This is a genomic window from Streptomyces sp. NPDC059828, assembly GCF_042731955.1.
Classification (GTDB): domain Bacteria; phylum Actinomycetota; class Actinomycetes; order Streptomycetales; family Streptomycetaceae; genus Streptomyces.
The window spans coordinates 1-16,015 of the sequence record NZ_JBHWIW010000012.1 but is presented as its reverse complement, the minus strand read 5'-3'; the positions used below and the strand labels follow the sequence as shown (position 1 = coordinate 16,015).

The following is a 16,015-nucleotide window of genomic DNA, read 5'->3' as shown; positions in this document are numbered from 1 at the left end:
CGGGTCCCCCCCGCGAGAGAAAGGGGGATTGGGGAGGGCCGGGGGCGGGAGGCACGGATCAGGACCCGGGACGGCTGGGCGCTCGAACACGCGGTCGTGACCCTGACCGACGCGACGGGCGAACAGGTGCTGCGGGCGGGGGCGGATCGCGACGGGACCGTGAGGACCGGTGAGGCCCTCGCTCCCGGCCCCTACACGGCGATCGTGACGGCCGTCGGCTACGGCCCCCAGGCCTCGACCGCGTTGGTCACCGCGAGCGGCCGGGCCGATGTGGGCACGGTCGTCCTGGACCGCACCGGTGGTACGGAGCTGCCGCCTCCGGGCCTCTGGTCGCTGGACCCGGCGCACTCGTCGGTGCGTGCCGTCGCCCGGCATCTGGGGATCTCCAGCGTGCACGGCCGGTTCACGGACTTCGGCGGCACGATCGAGATCGCGGAGGACGTCTCGCGCTCGCGCGTGCACGCGGTGATCGACGCGGCCTCGGTCGACACCGGAAACGGTATGCGGGACAAGCACCTCAGGTCTGCCGACTTCCTGGACGTGGAGCTCTTTCCGGAGATCGGCTACCGCAGCCACGGCCTGACCGTGGCCGGCCAGGACCGCTGGACGGTGCACGGGCTGCTCACGCTCCACGGTGTCGAGCGGGAGGTGGATCTGTCGCTCGCCTACCTCGGGACGAGCCCTGACCCCTGGGGCGGACTGCGGGCGGCCTTCAGCGCGAGCGCCGAACTCCACCGCGAGGACTTCGCGATGAACTACAACCAGATCGTGCAGTCGGGCATCGCGGCGATCGGTACGACGCTGAAGGTCGAACTGGCGATCCAGGCGGTACGGGACGCACGGAATGCGGGGGCCGGCGGAACGACCCAGGGGGCCTGACCGCTCAGAGGTTTGGCCGGTGTGCAGGCCTCAGGCCGCCCCGTCCGACCCGGCGTCGGCACCGGTCTTCTCGTCGGACCCGGTCTTCTCGTCAGTCTCGGCGTCGGCATCGGAATCCGCCTCCGTGTGGCGAGCGGTCATCGTCTCGATCCCGGCGATCATCAGATCGAGTGCGATCTCGAAGTCCCGTTCGAGCATTTCCTCGGCGGTGTCCGTGCCCCTGGCCGCCATGATCTTCTCCGCGTCGTCGAGGACCTGCTCGAAGCCCGCCACCTCGCGGGTCGCGCCCATGGCCTCGACGTAGTAGTCCTCCAGCGTCATCCCCGCGTCCGCACAGCGCTTCTTGAGATGACCCTCGACCGTGCCGAGGCCGTAGACGAACTGGAAGACCGCGCCCAGGGCCGCCGCCTGCCACTTCAGCGGCAGCCCTGTGCTGCGCACGATGCGCTGTGCGGTCCCCACGAACTGCAGTGAGTGCGGACCGATGTTCAGATAGGTGCCGATGAGCGGGGACAGCCAGGGATGGGCGATCAGCAGCGTGCGGTATCCGCCCGCCAGTTCACGCAGCTCGTCGCGCCAGTCCACGCCGCCGCCCGGACCCCCCGCACCCCTTGCGTCCCCTGAATTCCCCGCATCTGCCGCCTCCGGCAGGTCCAGCTCCCCGAACACGGCGTCGAGCGCGAGTTCCAGGAGGTCGTCCTTGGTGTCGACGTACCAGTAGAGCGACATGGCCGTGACACCCAGCTCTCCGGCGAGCCGACGCATGGAGAACTTGGCGAGCCCCTCGGCGTCGAGCAGCCGCACCGACACTTCGGTGATCCTGTCCCGGTCGAGGCCGGAGGGCTGGTCGGCCTTGCGGCTCTTGGGGGCTTTGCCCTCGAGCCACACGCTCATCCGGGCCGGGCGCTTCGGGCGGTCGGCGTCCGACACCATGGCGTTCACTCCAACCTGCCTGCTCTGCTCGATACGTGCCCGATGCTATGCCTCGGCCAAGGGTTCGTCCCCGGCCGGCTGAGCGACGGGCCCGGTCCTTTCGGCCCTGCGCAGCAGCACCGCCGCCACCACGCCACCCGCCAGCACGGCCACCGCACCCACCAGCTGGCTGGTCTGGAGACTGGTGGCGAAGGCATCGGCGATGCGAGCCCGCTCCGCCGGCCCCTTCGCCGCGGCGAGCGCCGCGGGCAGCGAGGCCGCCGACACGGCGACGAGCGAGGCGAACCGTGAGTTCAGTACGGCGCCGAGCACCGCGACGCCGAGGCCGTTGCCGAACTCGGCCAGGGTGCCGTTGACGCCCGCACCCACACCGGCCTTCTCGGCCGGGATCGCACCCATGATCGCGGCGGCCATCGCGGGCTGCGAGAGCGCGAGACCGGCGCCCATCAGGACCAGTCCGAGCAGCATGCCGCCGTAGCTGCCGTCCTTACCCCCGCCGAGCACCGCGACCGCCGCGAGACCGCCCGACACCAGCGTCATCCCGGCCAGCACCGTCAGCGGGGTGCCCAGCTTCACCATGACCCGGGGGCCGAGACCGGTGAGGTTGAGCAGCACGACGGTGAGGGCGAACGGGGCCATGCGCAGGCCGGCCTCCAGGGGCTCGTAGCCCAGCACGAACTGCAGGTGCTGGGTGAGCAGGAAGATCGAGCCGCCCATGCCGAAGACCACGAGCAGGGCACCCGCCACCGCGCCCGTGAACCGCTGGTCGCGGAAGAAGTGCATGTCCAGCATCGGATGCGGGATGCGCAGCTCCCACAGCGCGAACGCACCGAGCACCACCAGACCGAGCACGGCCGCGACCAGCACGCGTGCGGAGGTCCAGCCGTCCACCGGACCGCTGATGATCGCGTACACGACCGACGACATCCCGACCGTCGAGAGCAGCGCGCCCAGCAGGTCGGGCCGGTCGCCCTGCGGGTTCTTCGACTCGGGTACGAGCTTGACGACCGCGATCAGTCCGATCAGCGCCACCGGGAGGTTGATCAGGAAGACCATCCCCCACCAGTAGTGGTTGAGGATGATCCCGCCGATCAGCGGGCCCGCGGCGAAGCCGAGCGCGCCGACGGTGGCCCAGAGCGCGATGGCCTTGACCCGCTCCTGCTCGTCGAAGACCTGGGTGACGACGGCGAGGGTGGTGGTCATCAGCAGCGCGCCGCCGATGCCCATGCCCGCCCGTGCGGCGATCAACTGCCCTGAGTCCTGGGCGAGTCCGGCCGCCAGTGAGCCGAGCCCGAAGAGCACGAGCCCGGCGGTGAGCATCTTCTTGCGGCCGTAGCGGTCGGCCGAGCTGCCCGCGGTGAGCAGCAGTCCCGACTGGACCAGGGAGTAGGCGTTGATCATCCACTGGATGTCGGCCGTGGACGCGTCGAGTTCGGTGGTGAGGGAGGGGATCGCGACGCTGAGGACGGTGTTGTCGAGCAGCACGGTGAGCTGGGCGAGGCAGATGACGCCGAGGATCAGCCAGCGCTGCGGATGGCGGGGGCCGGCGGGGGTGGTCAGGGGGGTGGCCGAGTGGTTCCCGGGTTCGGCGGCCGTCGCCGTCATTGCATACTCCTATACGGTGTACGGGGCTTGGTCCCGTACACCGTATAGGCATCCCTCATACGATGTATAGCGCTATTTTCCGGTGGTCAGGTCATAGAGGGTGGTGTCACCCACCGTGACCTGGGAGAAGTTCTCCTGGACCCAGGCGGAGATCTCGCTGCTGCTGCCGCTTCCGCTCCGGCTCCCCATTCCGGTGCCGCCCGCGATGAAGTAGTGGATCCTCCCTGCCGCGACGTACTGCTTGAACTGCGCGAGGGTCGGTGACGGGTCGGTGCCGTTGAAGCCACCGATGGGCATGACCGACTCCTCGGCTGCGAGCTGGAAGCTGGCCGCGTTCTGGGCGCCGACGGTGGCAGCGACCCAGGTGTAGGCGGATGCGTTCTCCTTCAGTTTGTCGGTGGTGGCGGCGTCGACCTTGGCGCCGTTGAGGAGACCGCCCATGCCCCCGCGGCCTCCGCCGCCCTGGCCGCCTTGACCCCCTGGGCCCTGGCCGCCCCGGGCTTGACCCCCTTGACCGCCTTGACCCGTTCCGGGGATCTGGCCCTGGCCACCCTGGCCCTGACCACCTGTCGGGGGCTGCCCCGTACCGCCGCCAGGCATACCGCCCTGGCCCGGCATCATGCCCTGGCCCTGGGCGCCCTGCATGCCCGGCGGCATCATTCCGCCGCCACCAGGCCCACCGGCACCGCCCGTCTGCCCGCCGGGCCCCCGGCCGCCCCCACCGCCGGGCCCACGCTGCGCGGACGCCGGGCCTGCCGTCACGATCGAGCCCTGGTGCCCTGAGTCCAGGGTGGCGAGGGTGTACGCGAACGGCCCGGCGAGCGCGGTCGCCAGAGCGAGCCCCGCCGCTCCCAGCGTGAGCCGGCGCCCGGCCGTCCCGGCGAACAGCAGCCCGGCGGCCGCGGCGAGCCCGCCGATCAGCACCAGCACGCCCAGCCAGGGGGTGAAGTCGGGCGTCCGGTCCAGCAGGACATACGCCCACACCGCGGTGACCACCGTCGCACCCGCCAGCGTGGCCCGTGCCTCGAAACGGCTTCGCTCCTCCCACAGCATCGTCGCCCCCATGCCGACGAGCGCGGCGATGTACGGAGCGAGGGCGACCGTGTAGTACTCGTGGTAGATCCCCGCCATCAGGCTGAAGACCACGACGGTCGTCACCAGGCAGCCGCCCCAGAGCAGGAACGCGGCCAGCGCGGTGTCCGTCCGGTGCTGGCGGCCGCGCCAGGTGAGCACGAGCCCCGCGACCAGCAGGATCAGCGCGGCGGGCAGCAGCCAGGAGATCTGGCCGCCGCTTCCGTCGCCGAACATCCGCCCGATGCCGGTCTCGCCCCACATGCCGCCACCGGCACCCCCGCCGCCACCGCGCATACCGCCGCCCACGCTGCCGGTCTCGTTACCGTTGATACGGCCCAGGCCGTTGTAGCCGAAGGTCAGCTCCAGGAAGCTGTTGGTCTGGGAGCCGCCGATGTACGGGCGCGAGGACGCCGGCCACAGCTCGACGACCGCGACCCACCAGCCGCCCGACACGATCAGCGCCCCGCCCGCGAGGGCGAGCTGGCTCAGCCGCCGGCGCAGCGTCGTGGGTGCGCACACCCCGTACACCAGCGCGAGCGCCGGGAGGATGAGGAAGGCCTGGAGGGACTTGGTGAGAAAGGCGAAGCCCACCGCGACGCCCGCCCAGAGCAGCCACTTCGTCCGGGCGTCCTCAAGGGCGCGCAGAACGCAGTAGACGGCCGCCGTCATCAGCAGGGCGAGCAGCGCGTCGGGGTTGTTGAAGCGGAACATCAGCGCGGCGACCGGGGTGAGGGCCAGCACCGCCCCCGCGATCAGTCCCGCCGGGGCGCTGAACCGCCTGCGTACGGCGGCGTACAGGACTCCGACCGTCGCCACGCCCATGAGTACCTCGGGCACCAGGATCTGCCAGGACCCCAGCCCGAACAGCCGTACGGACAGGGCCATCGGCCAGAGCGCGGCCGGAGGCTTGTCGACGGTGATGGAGTTGCCGGCGTCGGATGAGCCGAAGAAGAACGCCTTCCAGCTCTCGCTGCCCGCCTGGACGGCTGCGGAGTAGAAGGAGTTGGCGTAGCCGGAGGCACTGAGGTCGTAGAGGTAGAGCACGGCGGTGAACAGCAGCAGCCCGAGCAGCGCGGGCCGCACCCAGGGGGCGTCGTCGGGCCGGCCGCGCCAGACGCGGCCGAGCCTGCCCGCAGCGGCACCGGACGTCGAGGGCCCCGAAGCCGGGGCCGGGGCCTGGGCCGGAGCCGCGGGCCCACCGGACGCCGTGCTGGCAGCGGCGTCCGGCCGCCGGAAGGCCCAGCCCGAAGACAGCGGCGTGTCGGTACCGGACGTGTTCTGCTCGGGCGGACTGTCGTTGCCCTGGGCGATGGTCATCCGTGGTTCCTCGTGCTCGTCGTGGGGCCGCCGTACTCGCCGTAGCGGCCGTACCCGTCGTTCTGGTCGTTCTGGTCGTTCTGGCGGCCGTATCCGCCGCATCCGCCGTGTCCGCCGTGGTGGCCGTACGAACGCATGGCCGGTACGGGCTCGGGCTCGGGCAAAGGTGCGGACCCGACCGCGGATGCGCCCTCGCCGCGGTCCGGGAACACCCACGCCCTCAGCAGCACGAACCGCACCACCGTCGCCGCGAGGTTGGCGATGACCAGGACCGCCAGCTCCGTACCGTGGGCGGCCTCGCCCGCGACCGCGTTGAGGAGGGCGAGCGAGCCGCTCGTCAGGGCGAGGCCGATACCGAAGACCACGAGACCCTGCGCCTGGTGCCGCAGCGCGCGGTCCCTGCCGCGCACTCCGAAGGTGAGCCTGCGGTTGGCCGCCGTGTTGGCGACGGCGGAGACCAGCAGGGCGGCGGCGTTCGCGAGTTGCGGCCCGAGGCCCAGCCGGAAGAGGGAGTACAGCAGCAGATAGAACAACGTCGACAGTGCCCCGATCACACAGAAGCCGACGAGCTGCCGGGCGAGCCCACGCGGCACTCCGCTGAGCGCCCGGTCCCTCGGGTCGTCGCCGAACGGCCGCGCGAGCCGGTCGAGGGGCAGCGCACCGGACGCAAGCGCCCGGCCCACCCGCCAGACACCCTTGAGGTCCTCGACCGCCGTGCTGACGATGTGCACCGTGGAGTCGGGGTCGTCGACCCAGTCCACCGGCACCTCGTGGATCCGCAGCCCCGCCCGCTCGGCGAGCACGAGCAGCTCGGTGTCGAAGAACCAGCCGGTGTCCTCGACCAACGGCAGCAGCCGCTCGGCCACATCGCGCCGGATGGCCTTGAATCCGCACTGGGCGTCGGAGAAGTGCGCCTGGAGCGATCCCCGCAGGATCAGGTTGTAGGTCCGGGAGATGAACTCCCGCTTCGGCCCCCGCACCACCCGCGACGATCGCGCCAGCCGGGAGCCGATCGCCAGGTCCGAGTGGCCCGAGATCAGCGGTGCGACCAGCGGCAGCAGGGCGTTCAGGTCGGTGGACAGATCCACGTCCATGTACGCGAGTACGGGAGCGTCGGACGCGCCCCAGACGGTCCGCAGGGCCCGTCCGCGCCCCTTCTGCTCCAGCCGGACCGCCCGCACTTCGGGAATCACCGCGTCGAGCGACGCCGAGATCTCAGCGGTCCGGTCGGTGCTCGCGTTGTCGGCGACGGTGATCCTGAACCCGTACGGGAACGTGCGCGCCAGATGGTCGTGGAGCCGCCGCACACAGCGCTCCAGGTCCTTCTCTTCGTTGTAGACGGGAATCACCACGTCCAGTACGGGAGTTCCTGCTGCCCCGACGGGCAGATGCTCACGTGCCGGCAGGGTGCCCAGTGCAATGTCGGTTCGCATGGCCCCGACTCTCGCCAGAGCGCCTGTCATGGCTGTGTGGTGCGCCTGTGCGACATCTGTGAGTCGTGCGCGGCCGCCCAGGACACGCCGCGGTGGCTACTGCGGCAGCCGGACCGTGAACACCGTGCGCCCCGGCACGCTCTCCACGGTGACCGTGCCGCGGTGCGCGGCCACGACGGCCTGCACGATCGCGAGGCCCAGCCCGGTGGAGCTCACACCGGCCGCCGCCCGCGACCGGGAGGCGTCGCCGCGTGCGAACCGCTCGAAGACATGGGGGATCAGCTCGGCAGGGATACCCGGCCCGTCGTCCCGGACCTCCAGGGCGACCTCCCGGCCTCCGTCGAGGGGCCGCACGCACGCGGTGACCGTGGTCCCCGGCGGGGTGTGGGTGCGGGCGTTGGCCAGCAGGTTGACCAGTACCTGGTGCAGCCTCGCACCGTCGCCGGACACCTTCACCGGCTCTTCGGGCAAAGCGAGACGCCAGTTGTGGCCCCGGCCCGCGGCCCGGGCGTCGCTCACCGCGTCCACGACGAGCATGGTGAGATCGGTTTCCTCGTACGAGAGCGGGCGTCCGGCGTCCAGCCGGGCCAGCAGCAGCAGATCCTCCACGAGCCCGGTCATCCGCTCGGCCTCGGACTCGATCCGCCCGAGCGCGTGCCGGGTGTCGGGGCCGGTCTCCTCTCGGCTTCGGCGCGGGAGTTCGGCGTATCCGCGGATCGAGGCCAGCGGGGTGCGCAGCTCATGGCTGGCGTCCGCGACGAACTGGCGTACCCGGGTCTCGCTCACCTGGCGGGAGTGGAGGGCGGAGTGGACATGATCGAGCATGCGGTTGAGCGCGGCGCCGACCTGCCCGACCTCGGTACGCGGATCGGCCTCGGCGTCGGGTACCCGCTCGTGCAACGCCACCTCCCCTTTGTGCAGGGGGATTTCGGATACACGGGTGGCGGTGGTGGCGACCCGGCGCAGCGGCCTGAGCGCGATCCCCACCAGGGAGCTGCCCGCCAGCGCGGCGGCGATCAGACCGGCCGCGGTCACACAGACCTCGACGACGATGAGGGTGCCGACGGTGCTCTGCGCCTCGGCGAGCGGGACGCCGACCAGGAAGGTGCCGCTCGCCCCCTCGGTGTACTCCACGAGGTAGTCACCGAGACCCGGCAGCTCCACGGTGTGCGAGTCTCGGTCGCGGGGCACCTCCGCCAGCGCGGAGAGCTCGGCGTCCGTCAGCGCGCGGCCCGAGAGCTCCGGCCTGCCGCCGGTCTCCTTCTGGAGCGACGCCACGCCCTCGGTCACCTTGCCGCCGGTGTCCACCTGCGCGCCGACGGTACCGATCGGGGCTCCGCCGCTTTTCACGAACGTGAGCGGGTCCCGGGGCGGCGGCAGCATGCCGCGCGCGCCGGGCGGGGGTCCCGCGGCGCGCAGCGCGAGGTCATGCACCTGGCTGCCCTTCTGGCCGTACAGATGGCTGCGCAGAGCGACCGTGGTGACGGTGCCGATCACCGCGGTCGCGACCGCGATCAGCGCGAGGGCGGACACGACCAGGCGGGTCCGCAGGGACCATCGTCCCGGCCTGCGCATGCGGATCATGCGGTGCTTGCTCCTCATTCCCCTGGCTTGATCAGATAGCCCGCGCCGCGCCGGGTGTGGATCATCGGCGCCCGGCCGGCGTCGATCTTGCGCCGGAGGTAGGAGATATAGAGCTCGACCACGTTGGCCTGGCCGCCGAAGTCGTAGGACCACACCCGGTCGAGGATCTGCGCTTTGCTGAGCACCCGCCGCGGATTGCGCATGAGATAGCGCAGCAGCTCGAACTCGGTCGCGGTGAGATGGATGTTCGCACCGCCCCTGGTGACCTCGTGGCTGTCCTCGTCCAGGGCCAGATCGCCGACCACGAGCATCGACTCGCTGCGCTCGGTGGCGGCCCCGGAGCGCCGGATCAGCCCGCGCAGCCGCGCCACGACCTCCTCCAGACTGAAGGGCTTGGTGACATAGTCGTCACCGCCCGCGGTCAGACCCGCGATCCGGTCCTCCACGGCGTCCTTCGCCGTGAGGAACAGCACGGGCACATCAGGCAGCTCCCGGCGCAGCCTGCCGAGCACGGAAAGCCCGTCCATGTCCGGGAGCATCATGTCCAGGACCACCGCGTCGGGCCGGAAGGAACGCGCCGTGCTCATCGCACTCGCGCCGTCGCCGGCGCTGCACACCTCCCACCCTTCGTAGCGCAGGGCCATGGAGAGCAGCTCGGTGAGCGAGGTCTCGTCGTCCACGACGAGCACCCGGACGGGGCCACCGTCCGGCCTGCGCATTTCGATACGCCCCTGAGGGGAGGTCGTCGTCATGGTCCCACCCTGGGCCCGTGCCGTGAGAGCTACCTTTCCGCTTCCTGTGAATTCCCTGAGAACGTCGCGGGGGGAGTCACATAGCGGGGCCGGCCGCGAACCGCCGGGACGCCACCGGGCATCACCAGGGCATCACCGGGACACGGACCTCACAGGAACAGATGCGCACCGTTGCGGTAGCAGACCGCTCGCAGCCAGTCATCGCCGAGGCCCAGCCGCCCCGCCAGTCGCTCCAGCGCCTCCAGCTGGTGCACATACGGATACGGGATGTTGGGGAAGTCCGTACCGAGCAGCACCCGGTCCCCGAGATCCGCGAGCCGCCCGCCCTCACTCGGGGGAAACGGGCTGAAGCGTTCGCTGAAGTCCGTGAACGCCATCGTCGTATCGAGGCGCACCTCTTCGTAGCGCCCCGCCAGGTCCAGGAAGTCGGTGTACTCGGGCATGCCCATGTGCGCCACGATCAGCGGCAGCCTCGGATGGCGCGCGAGCAGCCGCCCGACCGGCTCGGGCCCGGTGTACTTGCCGGGCGCCGGGCCCGATCCGCAGTGCATCACCACCGGGACCCGGGCCTCCGCGAGCAGCCCCCACGCGGGATCGAGCAGCGGGTCGTTGGGGTCGTACGCCCCCACCTGGAGATGGGACTTGAAGACGCGTGCCCCGCTCTCCACCGCCTCGCGGACATAGCGTTCCACTCCCGGCTCGGGGTAGAGGGTCGCCGTGTGCAGACAGCGGGGGGTGCGGGCGGCGAACCCGGCCGCCCAGCCGTTGAGCCACTCGGCCATGCCCGGCTTGTGCGGATAGAGCATCGAGGTGAAGGCCCGCACCCCGAACCCCTCCAGCAGGGCGACCCGGCGGTCCTCCTCCTCGCGGTAGGTGATGGGCCACTCGAGACCGGTCAGCGGACCGGCTGAGTCGAAGTAGGCCCACACCTTGTCCAGTACCTGCTTGGGCATGAAGTGGGTGTGTACGTCCACGAGCCCGGGCAGCCCGAGCCGCTCCCAGAAGGCCCGTACGGCCGCGGCCTCTTCGAGGTCCCCGAGGTGATCACTCATGCCGACCACCTTCCAGCGGCTGCCGGCCCGGTGTCCAGGCCCCCTGACGAACCCCCGGTGGAGACCGTCAGAAGAGCCCGTCCTGCACCCCGCGCGGCAGCTCGTCCAGCGGGATGGTGACGGCGTCGCACGGATCCGCCGCCACCAGCTCCCAGCCGGACATCACCCGGGTGTCGACGACGAACGTGCGGCCGTCGGTGCCGGCCAGGTGCAGATCAGGTCCAGCGGCAGCCACCAGCCGCCCCGCGACCGTCCCTCCCTCCACCAGCTCCCGTACGACGGCCGATGCCGCCGGGATTCCCTCGAGCCCGAACACACCCATGTGGTCAACGGGCTGGAACGGCAGGCCCTCCAGCGCCTCGGGCAGCCCGTCCAGGACGACGGCCCGCGCATGGAGCGCCTCGAGCTCCGCCGCTCGCTCCCCTGCCGTGGGCGCCAGCAGGGCACGCACCGCCCGCTTGTGCGCGTACGGGACCCGGTCCGGCACCCCGAGCGCCGCCCGCAGCAGCTCCTCCGTACGTCGCGCGGCCATCAGCGGTCCGCGTCCCAGCCAGCCGAACACCACGGCCCCCTGCTCGAGCAGCCGCGCCGTGCCCCGCTCCTCCGCGGTGATCCCCACCTTCACCAGGCCGGGCCCGAACCAGGCCAGATACACGCGATACGGCCGCGGATCGTCGGCGACGGTGTCGGCGGCCACCGAGTGCGCCCGGTCGAGCCGCGCGCACTCGGGACACAGCCCTCCCGTGCTGCGCCCCGGCACCACGGCCCCGAGCGGACAGGCGTTCCCCCGGGCTCCCAGGCACCCCCGCACCCCGACGGCCCGGAACCCGAGCCACCTGCCGTACGCGAGCCCGCTGCTCCGCCGCTCCCCGCCCCGACCCCACCGCAAAACGGGCACGGCCTCCCGGCCCCACCCCATCCCGCGGAACCGCCACCGGCCTGTGTCACCACCCATGAGGCCCACGCTACGGGCAGTTGGCGTCGCTTCCCGTGGCCATGTTTAGGTGTACACGACAGTGTGATCAACTGCGTCAACGCACCGGTCGAACCACTGGTCAAACCACCACAATCGAAAATCAAGGAGCACCAGATGCACCGGGGGACACGCAACGCCACCATAGGCGCCTTGCTCACGCTGGCGATGACGGCCTGCTCGGGGGGCGTGAGTGACGCGGGGACCGACGCCGCGCCCGTGACGTTCACCGCCACCCAGGTCAGCCAGGCACTGCCCAGCAAGCTCGCGGCTCCGGACGGGTGGAAGGCCCGCCAGCCGGAGGTCGTCGAAGGCGACCGGGCCCTTGAGCAGTGCAGAGACCAAGGAGAGCTGACGTGCTCGGGGCTGGCCGTGGTGGGCACGACGCGGTACAGCGCGGTCAGCGCGTCGGAGTCGGCGGACAGCGCCAGCGTGCGCTTCGCCCTGCTCGCCTACGACACCGTCGACAACGCCAAGGTGGGCATGAAGGAGGTGCTCGCCGACGAGAAGGACGGCGAGGGCAGCCCCAAGGCACTGAGCCTCGACGCAGGTGCCGACGAGACCGAGGCGTTCACCACGGAGGACTCCCACAAGGCCATTCTGCGCATCGGCACCGTCGTGGCCTACGTCGGTGTGCGTGACGGCGAGCAGAGCGACCTGGAGAAGTTCGCCAAGCTCCAGATCGACCGCGCCAGGATCGCCGCGTCGGGCAAGAACCCGGACGCCTGACGCCCGGCCCCGCCCCTCGTCGACGCGCACGCGTGTCGGGATGCCCGCTCACCGCCCGGCGCCGCCCCGGCTCCTACGCTGACGGCGTGGGTCACATCGAGAAACGGGCCGAAGGGGCGGGGCCGTTCACCACCAGGCTGACCTGGCGACCGGCCGAGGGCGGCCTCGCGGTGTGGGAGTCCCGTGCGGCACGCAAACGCGGCACGCTGACGGTCAAGGCCGCCGCGGACGCGGAGGAGGCCCCGCGGCCGGCCGACGCGGTGGCCATCGGGAGGCTCAGGACCCTCAACACCACGGCGTCGGTGACCTTCACGATCGGCGGGGCGCTCTTCGCCCTCGGCGCGGCGATCGCCCTCGGCGGCGGTACCGCGTGGACGAGCGCTCTGGTCTACTTCGCGGGCGGTCTGTTCTTCAACGCGGGCGGCTACGCCTCCCTGCTCCAGACGATCAACGCACCCACCCTGGGCCCCACCGCGGACACGCTGGCAACACGCGGCTGGCGCTGGTGGAGCTACGAGCCCATGCGGATCGACTGGCTCAGCACCTTCGTCCTGTTCGCCGGGACCCTGGTGTTCGGCCTCAACCTGCTGGACTCGTTCCTCCACGGCCTCTCCGCCCAGCAGACCAACCGGCTGATCTGGGCCCCCGACATGGTGGGCTGCCTGCTCTTCCTCATCTCCGGACACCTCGCCCTGGAAGAGGTGTGCCACGGCCACCCGGGCCTCCGGCCGCAGGAACTCGGCTGGTGGATCGTGGCGGTCAACCAGGCGGGCTCCGCGCTCTTCATGATCTCCGCCCTGGCCGACTTCACCCTCCCGAGCACCGGCAGCCTGGTGAACGCGGGCATCGCCAACTGGGGAACGCTCACCGGCGCGCTGTGCTTCTCCATCGGTGGTGTGCTCCAGCTCTTCGAGCACCCGCAGCAGGCAGACCCGTAGGCCACACCCACCGGATCGACCGCAGGCCGCGCACGCACCCTGCCCTCCGGCGGCGACGCCCGGAACCTCCCGCCCTCCCCTCAGGCCCCCGGCCTCGCCGTACCTGTCCGATCAGCGCCAACTGCCGTGACGGAGGTACGCCGGCGCCGCACCTCCGTCTCGGGAGGGGCACGCCACTAGCGCTTCTGGGCTCTGTACCTCTTGAGAAGCGCGGTGATCTTCTCCTGGTCACCTGCGCCGTTCAGCTCCACCAGCAGATCATCAGGGCAGAGTTCGTAGTGGTCGCCCCACCAGCGTCGGCCCCTGTTGTCCCAGATGCGATAGCCACCCGGGACGCCTCTCGCCACGTACCGCCTTCTGCTCATGCTGCGCTCCCCCTGAGTCGACACGGTGCTCCACGCCGCCACAACAGCCCGACGGACCCCCCATCTTCGAGGTCCGGCCGGGCTTCGAGCCGGGGCCGCGCGGCATGCTGTCCGGCGCGATGGGGGGTGCCGGCTGGCGACGATCGGCGCGGTTGCTGTACTTCGCCGGTGTTACGGCACGACAAAGCCCCCTGCGGGATGATCCCGAGGGGGCTTTGACCTGTGTGCACTCGGCAGGATTCGAACCTGCAACCTTCTGATCCGTAGCTTTAAAGAGATCGGTCATCAGTGGTCATTCAGGCTGCCGGGCGGGGGATGAAGTGTGCCGACGGCCGTGGTCGGTTGCTGTCGTTGCTGTACTTCGCTGCTGTACTCGCAACGCGAGGCAAGGGGGCAGACCCCGAGGAGCCTGCCCCCGCCCATCACTTGCCCTTCGGCTTGTGCTTGGTCGGGTCAACGAGCTTGTAACCCTGGCCAGCCTTGGGCGTCGGCGGAAGGGGCTTGCCCTTCACGGCCGTAACCTCGGTCTTGGAACCGGGGACCTTGTACTGCCCCGACTCCGGCGCCGGCGTACCCGGCGTGAGCTTCTTGGCCATCCTGATCACCTACCTTTCGAGCTGGATGCCGCTCGATATTGACCCCGCCCTTCTGGCTGAAGGGCTGAGCCATGTAGGGTCGTTGGGCGCCTAGGAACGCATCACGACCCCAGTTTGAGCAGGCACTGACCCCGCGTCAGTCCTTCTGAACTGGGGTCTTTCGCGCTGTTGAGAAGGATAGCGCCTCCTGTGGCTCAAATGGGGTACGGGGACCACAACTTGTGGGTCTGTCAGGTTGCTCAACCACTAGATGTGGGGGTAGCTGCGAACTTTTTAGGCTACCGGCAGCCACTGACAAGGCGGCGGCTGCGGGCCGGGCGCCACCCGCTCAGGCTTTGAGATCCGGCCTCATCCTTATCGGGTCGATCCAAGCGGCCGTTCGAGCGTGCTCAGCAGCCCCGACCTGCGCTCGACCCGTGACTTTCTGCTCGCGGAGAGTCGGGGGTAACCGCCACCGTTGGCGTCAGAGGCTGATGTCAGGACCCGCTTCGAGGCTTGGGTCAGTTCGCTTGCGCCCCACGACGCCAGCGAGCGTCTGAACGATCACCAGGACGGTGATGACGACGACCAGCCGAGTCGCCTGTTCCAGGACACCAGACACCGTGTCGCCATTGATCACACAAGCCAACACAAGGGCGGCCGTGATGATCATGTATTCCTTGCGACTGTCAGTGGCCCGTGCGAGAGTACGGAGCAGGTGGCAGTCCAACAACGGAACGCCACCGAGGGCCAGGAAGGGCATACGTCCTCCAGGGTCGAAGTGGGGCGCGCCTGTTTTCCTTCGCCAAGGGGTAGGCGCGCCCTTGCTGTTGCTCGGCAACGTTACGGCACGGCACCGACACTCGGTGCGGCTCGCATAGCCCAACGCCAGCTGCATCGAAGCCAGTTGAAGCTCCGCCTTGTGGACGACCCTGTGGACACCATCAAGCACCTGGGGACAACAGAGGCGGTCGCGCACCCCCACCTCGACCAATGGCCCTCCTAACGTTTCACGTGAAACATGCAGGCCAACCCCTATATCCACAGAAAACCTGTGGATAACCCGGATGGTGACGTGCGACACAGCCAACACTCTCAGGCGTTCCAGGTGCGGGTGAGCTCGGAGACCTGGTTGTAGGTAGACCGTCGCTCCGCCATGAGCGCCCGGATCTTCCGATCCATGTGCACCACCGTGGTGCGGTCCCGCACGCCGAACTGTGCGCCGATCTTCGGCAGCGACAGGTCCGCTAATCGCTGGTGCCCCTTGCGGAACGCGCCGCCCTTGCCATCGGGGATCGAGTTAATGAACTCGTTGGTGAACTACTCGCAGTCCAGGTATCGCACCGGCTCTAGCCCTCGACGTAGGTCGGTGGAACGGCTTTGGGCGGGAGCTGCCATGGGGCGAGAGATCGGGGGCCCGTAAGCTCCTGCGACTCGGGCAGTCTCTGGACCTGCCCGCAATAGCCCGATGTGGGCCCCCGATCTTCGAGGCTCGCCCCATGGTGGCTGCCTAAAGCCGTGGAGCCGACCGCCCCAGCCACGTCGGGTCTCGCATCAACCCTTCGCCGTTTGGCGTGCGGCCGGCGGCCGGGCCGGAGCGGGGCGTAGACAGGAGCGTCGGCCCGAGCCGTCGGGCCGCGCGCGCCGCGCCGTGCGCGGCGGGTGCCTTGATGAAGTAGAGAAACTCTTACCGCGCTCGCTCAGAGGGCGATGTCCGATCCCGGGTGATGCTTGACAGTTCGATCCCAACTGATGGTTGACAGTGGCCGTGATCGGCTTTTCTGTGCGCGTCGTTGCAGCGCGTGT

General features: G+C 70.3%; 14 protein-coding genes. 3 read left to right on the top strand and 11 right to left on the bottom strand.

Annotated features, from left to right (window positions below; all coding sequences use genetic code 11):
• Positions 1-27 precede the first annotated feature (27 nt).
• The gene (locus tag ACFV6V_RS10140) at positions 28-879 is read left to right on the top strand and encodes a YceI family protein (RefSeq protein ID WP_385562111.1); all 852 of its coding nucleotides are present in this window, start codon (positions 28-30) and stop codon (positions 877-879) included.
• A 30-nt stretch (positions 880-909) separates the two neighbouring features.
• Here ACFV6V_RS10140 and ACFV6V_RS10135 read toward each other — a convergent pair whose 3' ends face one another.
• The 8 genes from ACFV6V_RS10135 to ACFV6V_RS10100 all read right to left on the bottom strand — a co-directional run bounded on the left by ACFV6V_RS10135 (position 910) and on the right by ACFV6V_RS10100 (position 11,584).
• Entirely contained in the window at positions 910-1,812 is a 903-nt protein-coding gene (locus ACFV6V_RS10135) for a TetR/AcrR family transcriptional regulator (protein WP_385562109.1), read from the bottom strand.
• A 45-nt stretch (positions 1,813-1,857) separates the two neighbouring features.
• The gene (locus tag ACFV6V_RS10130) at positions 1,858-3,417 is read right to left on the bottom strand and encodes an MFS transporter (protein WP_385561846.1); all 1,560 of its coding nucleotides are present in this window, start codon (positions 3,415-3,417) and stop codon (positions 1,858-1,860) included.
• Between the two features lie 72 nt (positions 3,418-3,489).
• Positions 3,490-5,808: a glycosyltransferase family 39 protein gene (locus ACFV6V_RS10125; RefSeq protein WP_385561843.1), complete on the bottom strand. Its 2,319-nt coding sequence runs from the start codon at positions 5,806-5,808 to the stop codon at positions 3,490-3,492.
• A complete protein-coding gene (locus ACFV6V_RS10120) occupies positions 5,805-7,241 on the bottom strand; it encodes a glycosyltransferase (protein ID WP_385561840.1) in 1,437 nt (478 codons plus the stop codon). The genes ACFV6V_RS10125 and ACFV6V_RS10120 overlap by 4 nt, the downstream gene beginning before the upstream one ends.
• A gap of 96 nt (positions 7,242-7,337) precedes the next feature.
• Entirely contained in the window at positions 7,338-8,816 is a 1,479-nt protein-coding gene (locus ACFV6V_RS10115) for an ATP-binding protein (RefSeq protein ID WP_385562106.1), read from the bottom strand.
• Between the two features lie 23 nt (positions 8,817-8,839).
• Complete coding sequence (locus ACFV6V_RS10110; RefSeq protein ID WP_385561837.1) at positions 8,840-9,577, bottom strand: response regulator transcription factor; 738 nt, start codon at positions 9,575-9,577, stop codon at positions 8,840-8,842.
• A gap of 149 nt (positions 9,578-9,726) precedes the next feature.
• Positions 9,727-10,629, bottom strand: coding sequence for an amidohydrolase family protein (locus tag ACFV6V_RS10105; RefSeq protein WP_385561834.1), 903 nt, complete (start codon positions 10,627-10,629; stop codon positions 9,727-9,729).
• A 67-nt stretch (positions 10,630-10,696) separates the two neighbouring features.
• The gene (locus ACFV6V_RS10100; RefSeq protein WP_385561831.1) at positions 10,697-11,584 is read right to left on the bottom strand and encodes a DUF2797 domain-containing protein; all 888 of its coding nucleotides are present in this window, start codon (positions 11,582-11,584) and stop codon (positions 10,697-10,699) included.
• Between the two features lie 135 nt (positions 11,585-11,719).
• Between ACFV6V_RS10100 and ACFV6V_RS10095 the strand changes: the two genes are divergently transcribed.
• Together ACFV6V_RS10095 and ACFV6V_RS10090 are read left to right on the top strand one after the other, a co-directional pair.
• Entirely contained in the window at positions 11,720-12,331 is a 612-nt protein-coding gene (locus ACFV6V_RS10095; RefSeq protein WP_385561828.1) for a hypothetical protein, read from the top strand.
• Positions 12,332-12,417: 86 nt separating this feature from the next.
• A complete protein-coding gene (locus ACFV6V_RS10090) occupies positions 12,418-13,269 on the top strand; it encodes a hypothetical protein (RefSeq protein WP_385561825.1) in 852 nt (283 codons plus the stop codon).
• Positions 13,270-13,445: 176 nt separating this feature from the next.
• Here ACFV6V_RS10090 and ACFV6V_RS10085 read toward each other — a convergent pair whose 3' ends face one another.
• From ACFV6V_RS10085 to ACFV6V_RS10075, 3 genes are all read right to left on the bottom strand, one after another.
• Positions 13,446-13,634, bottom strand: coding sequence for a hypothetical protein (locus ACFV6V_RS10085; protein WP_385561822.1), 189 nt, complete (start codon positions 13,632-13,634; stop codon positions 13,446-13,448).
• A gap of 422 nt (positions 13,635-14,056) precedes the next feature.
• On the bottom strand, positions 14,057-14,230 hold the full coding sequence (locus ACFV6V_RS10080) for a hypothetical protein (protein ID WP_167531786.1): 174 nt from the start codon (positions 14,228-14,230) through the stop codon (positions 14,057-14,059).
• A gap of 463 nt (positions 14,231-14,693) precedes the next feature.
• On the bottom strand, positions 14,694-14,972 hold the full coding sequence (locus tag ACFV6V_RS10075) for a hypothetical protein (RefSeq protein ID WP_385561820.1): 279 nt from the start codon (positions 14,970-14,972) through the stop codon (positions 14,694-14,696).
• Between the last annotated feature and the right edge of the window lie 1,043 nt (positions 14,973-16,015).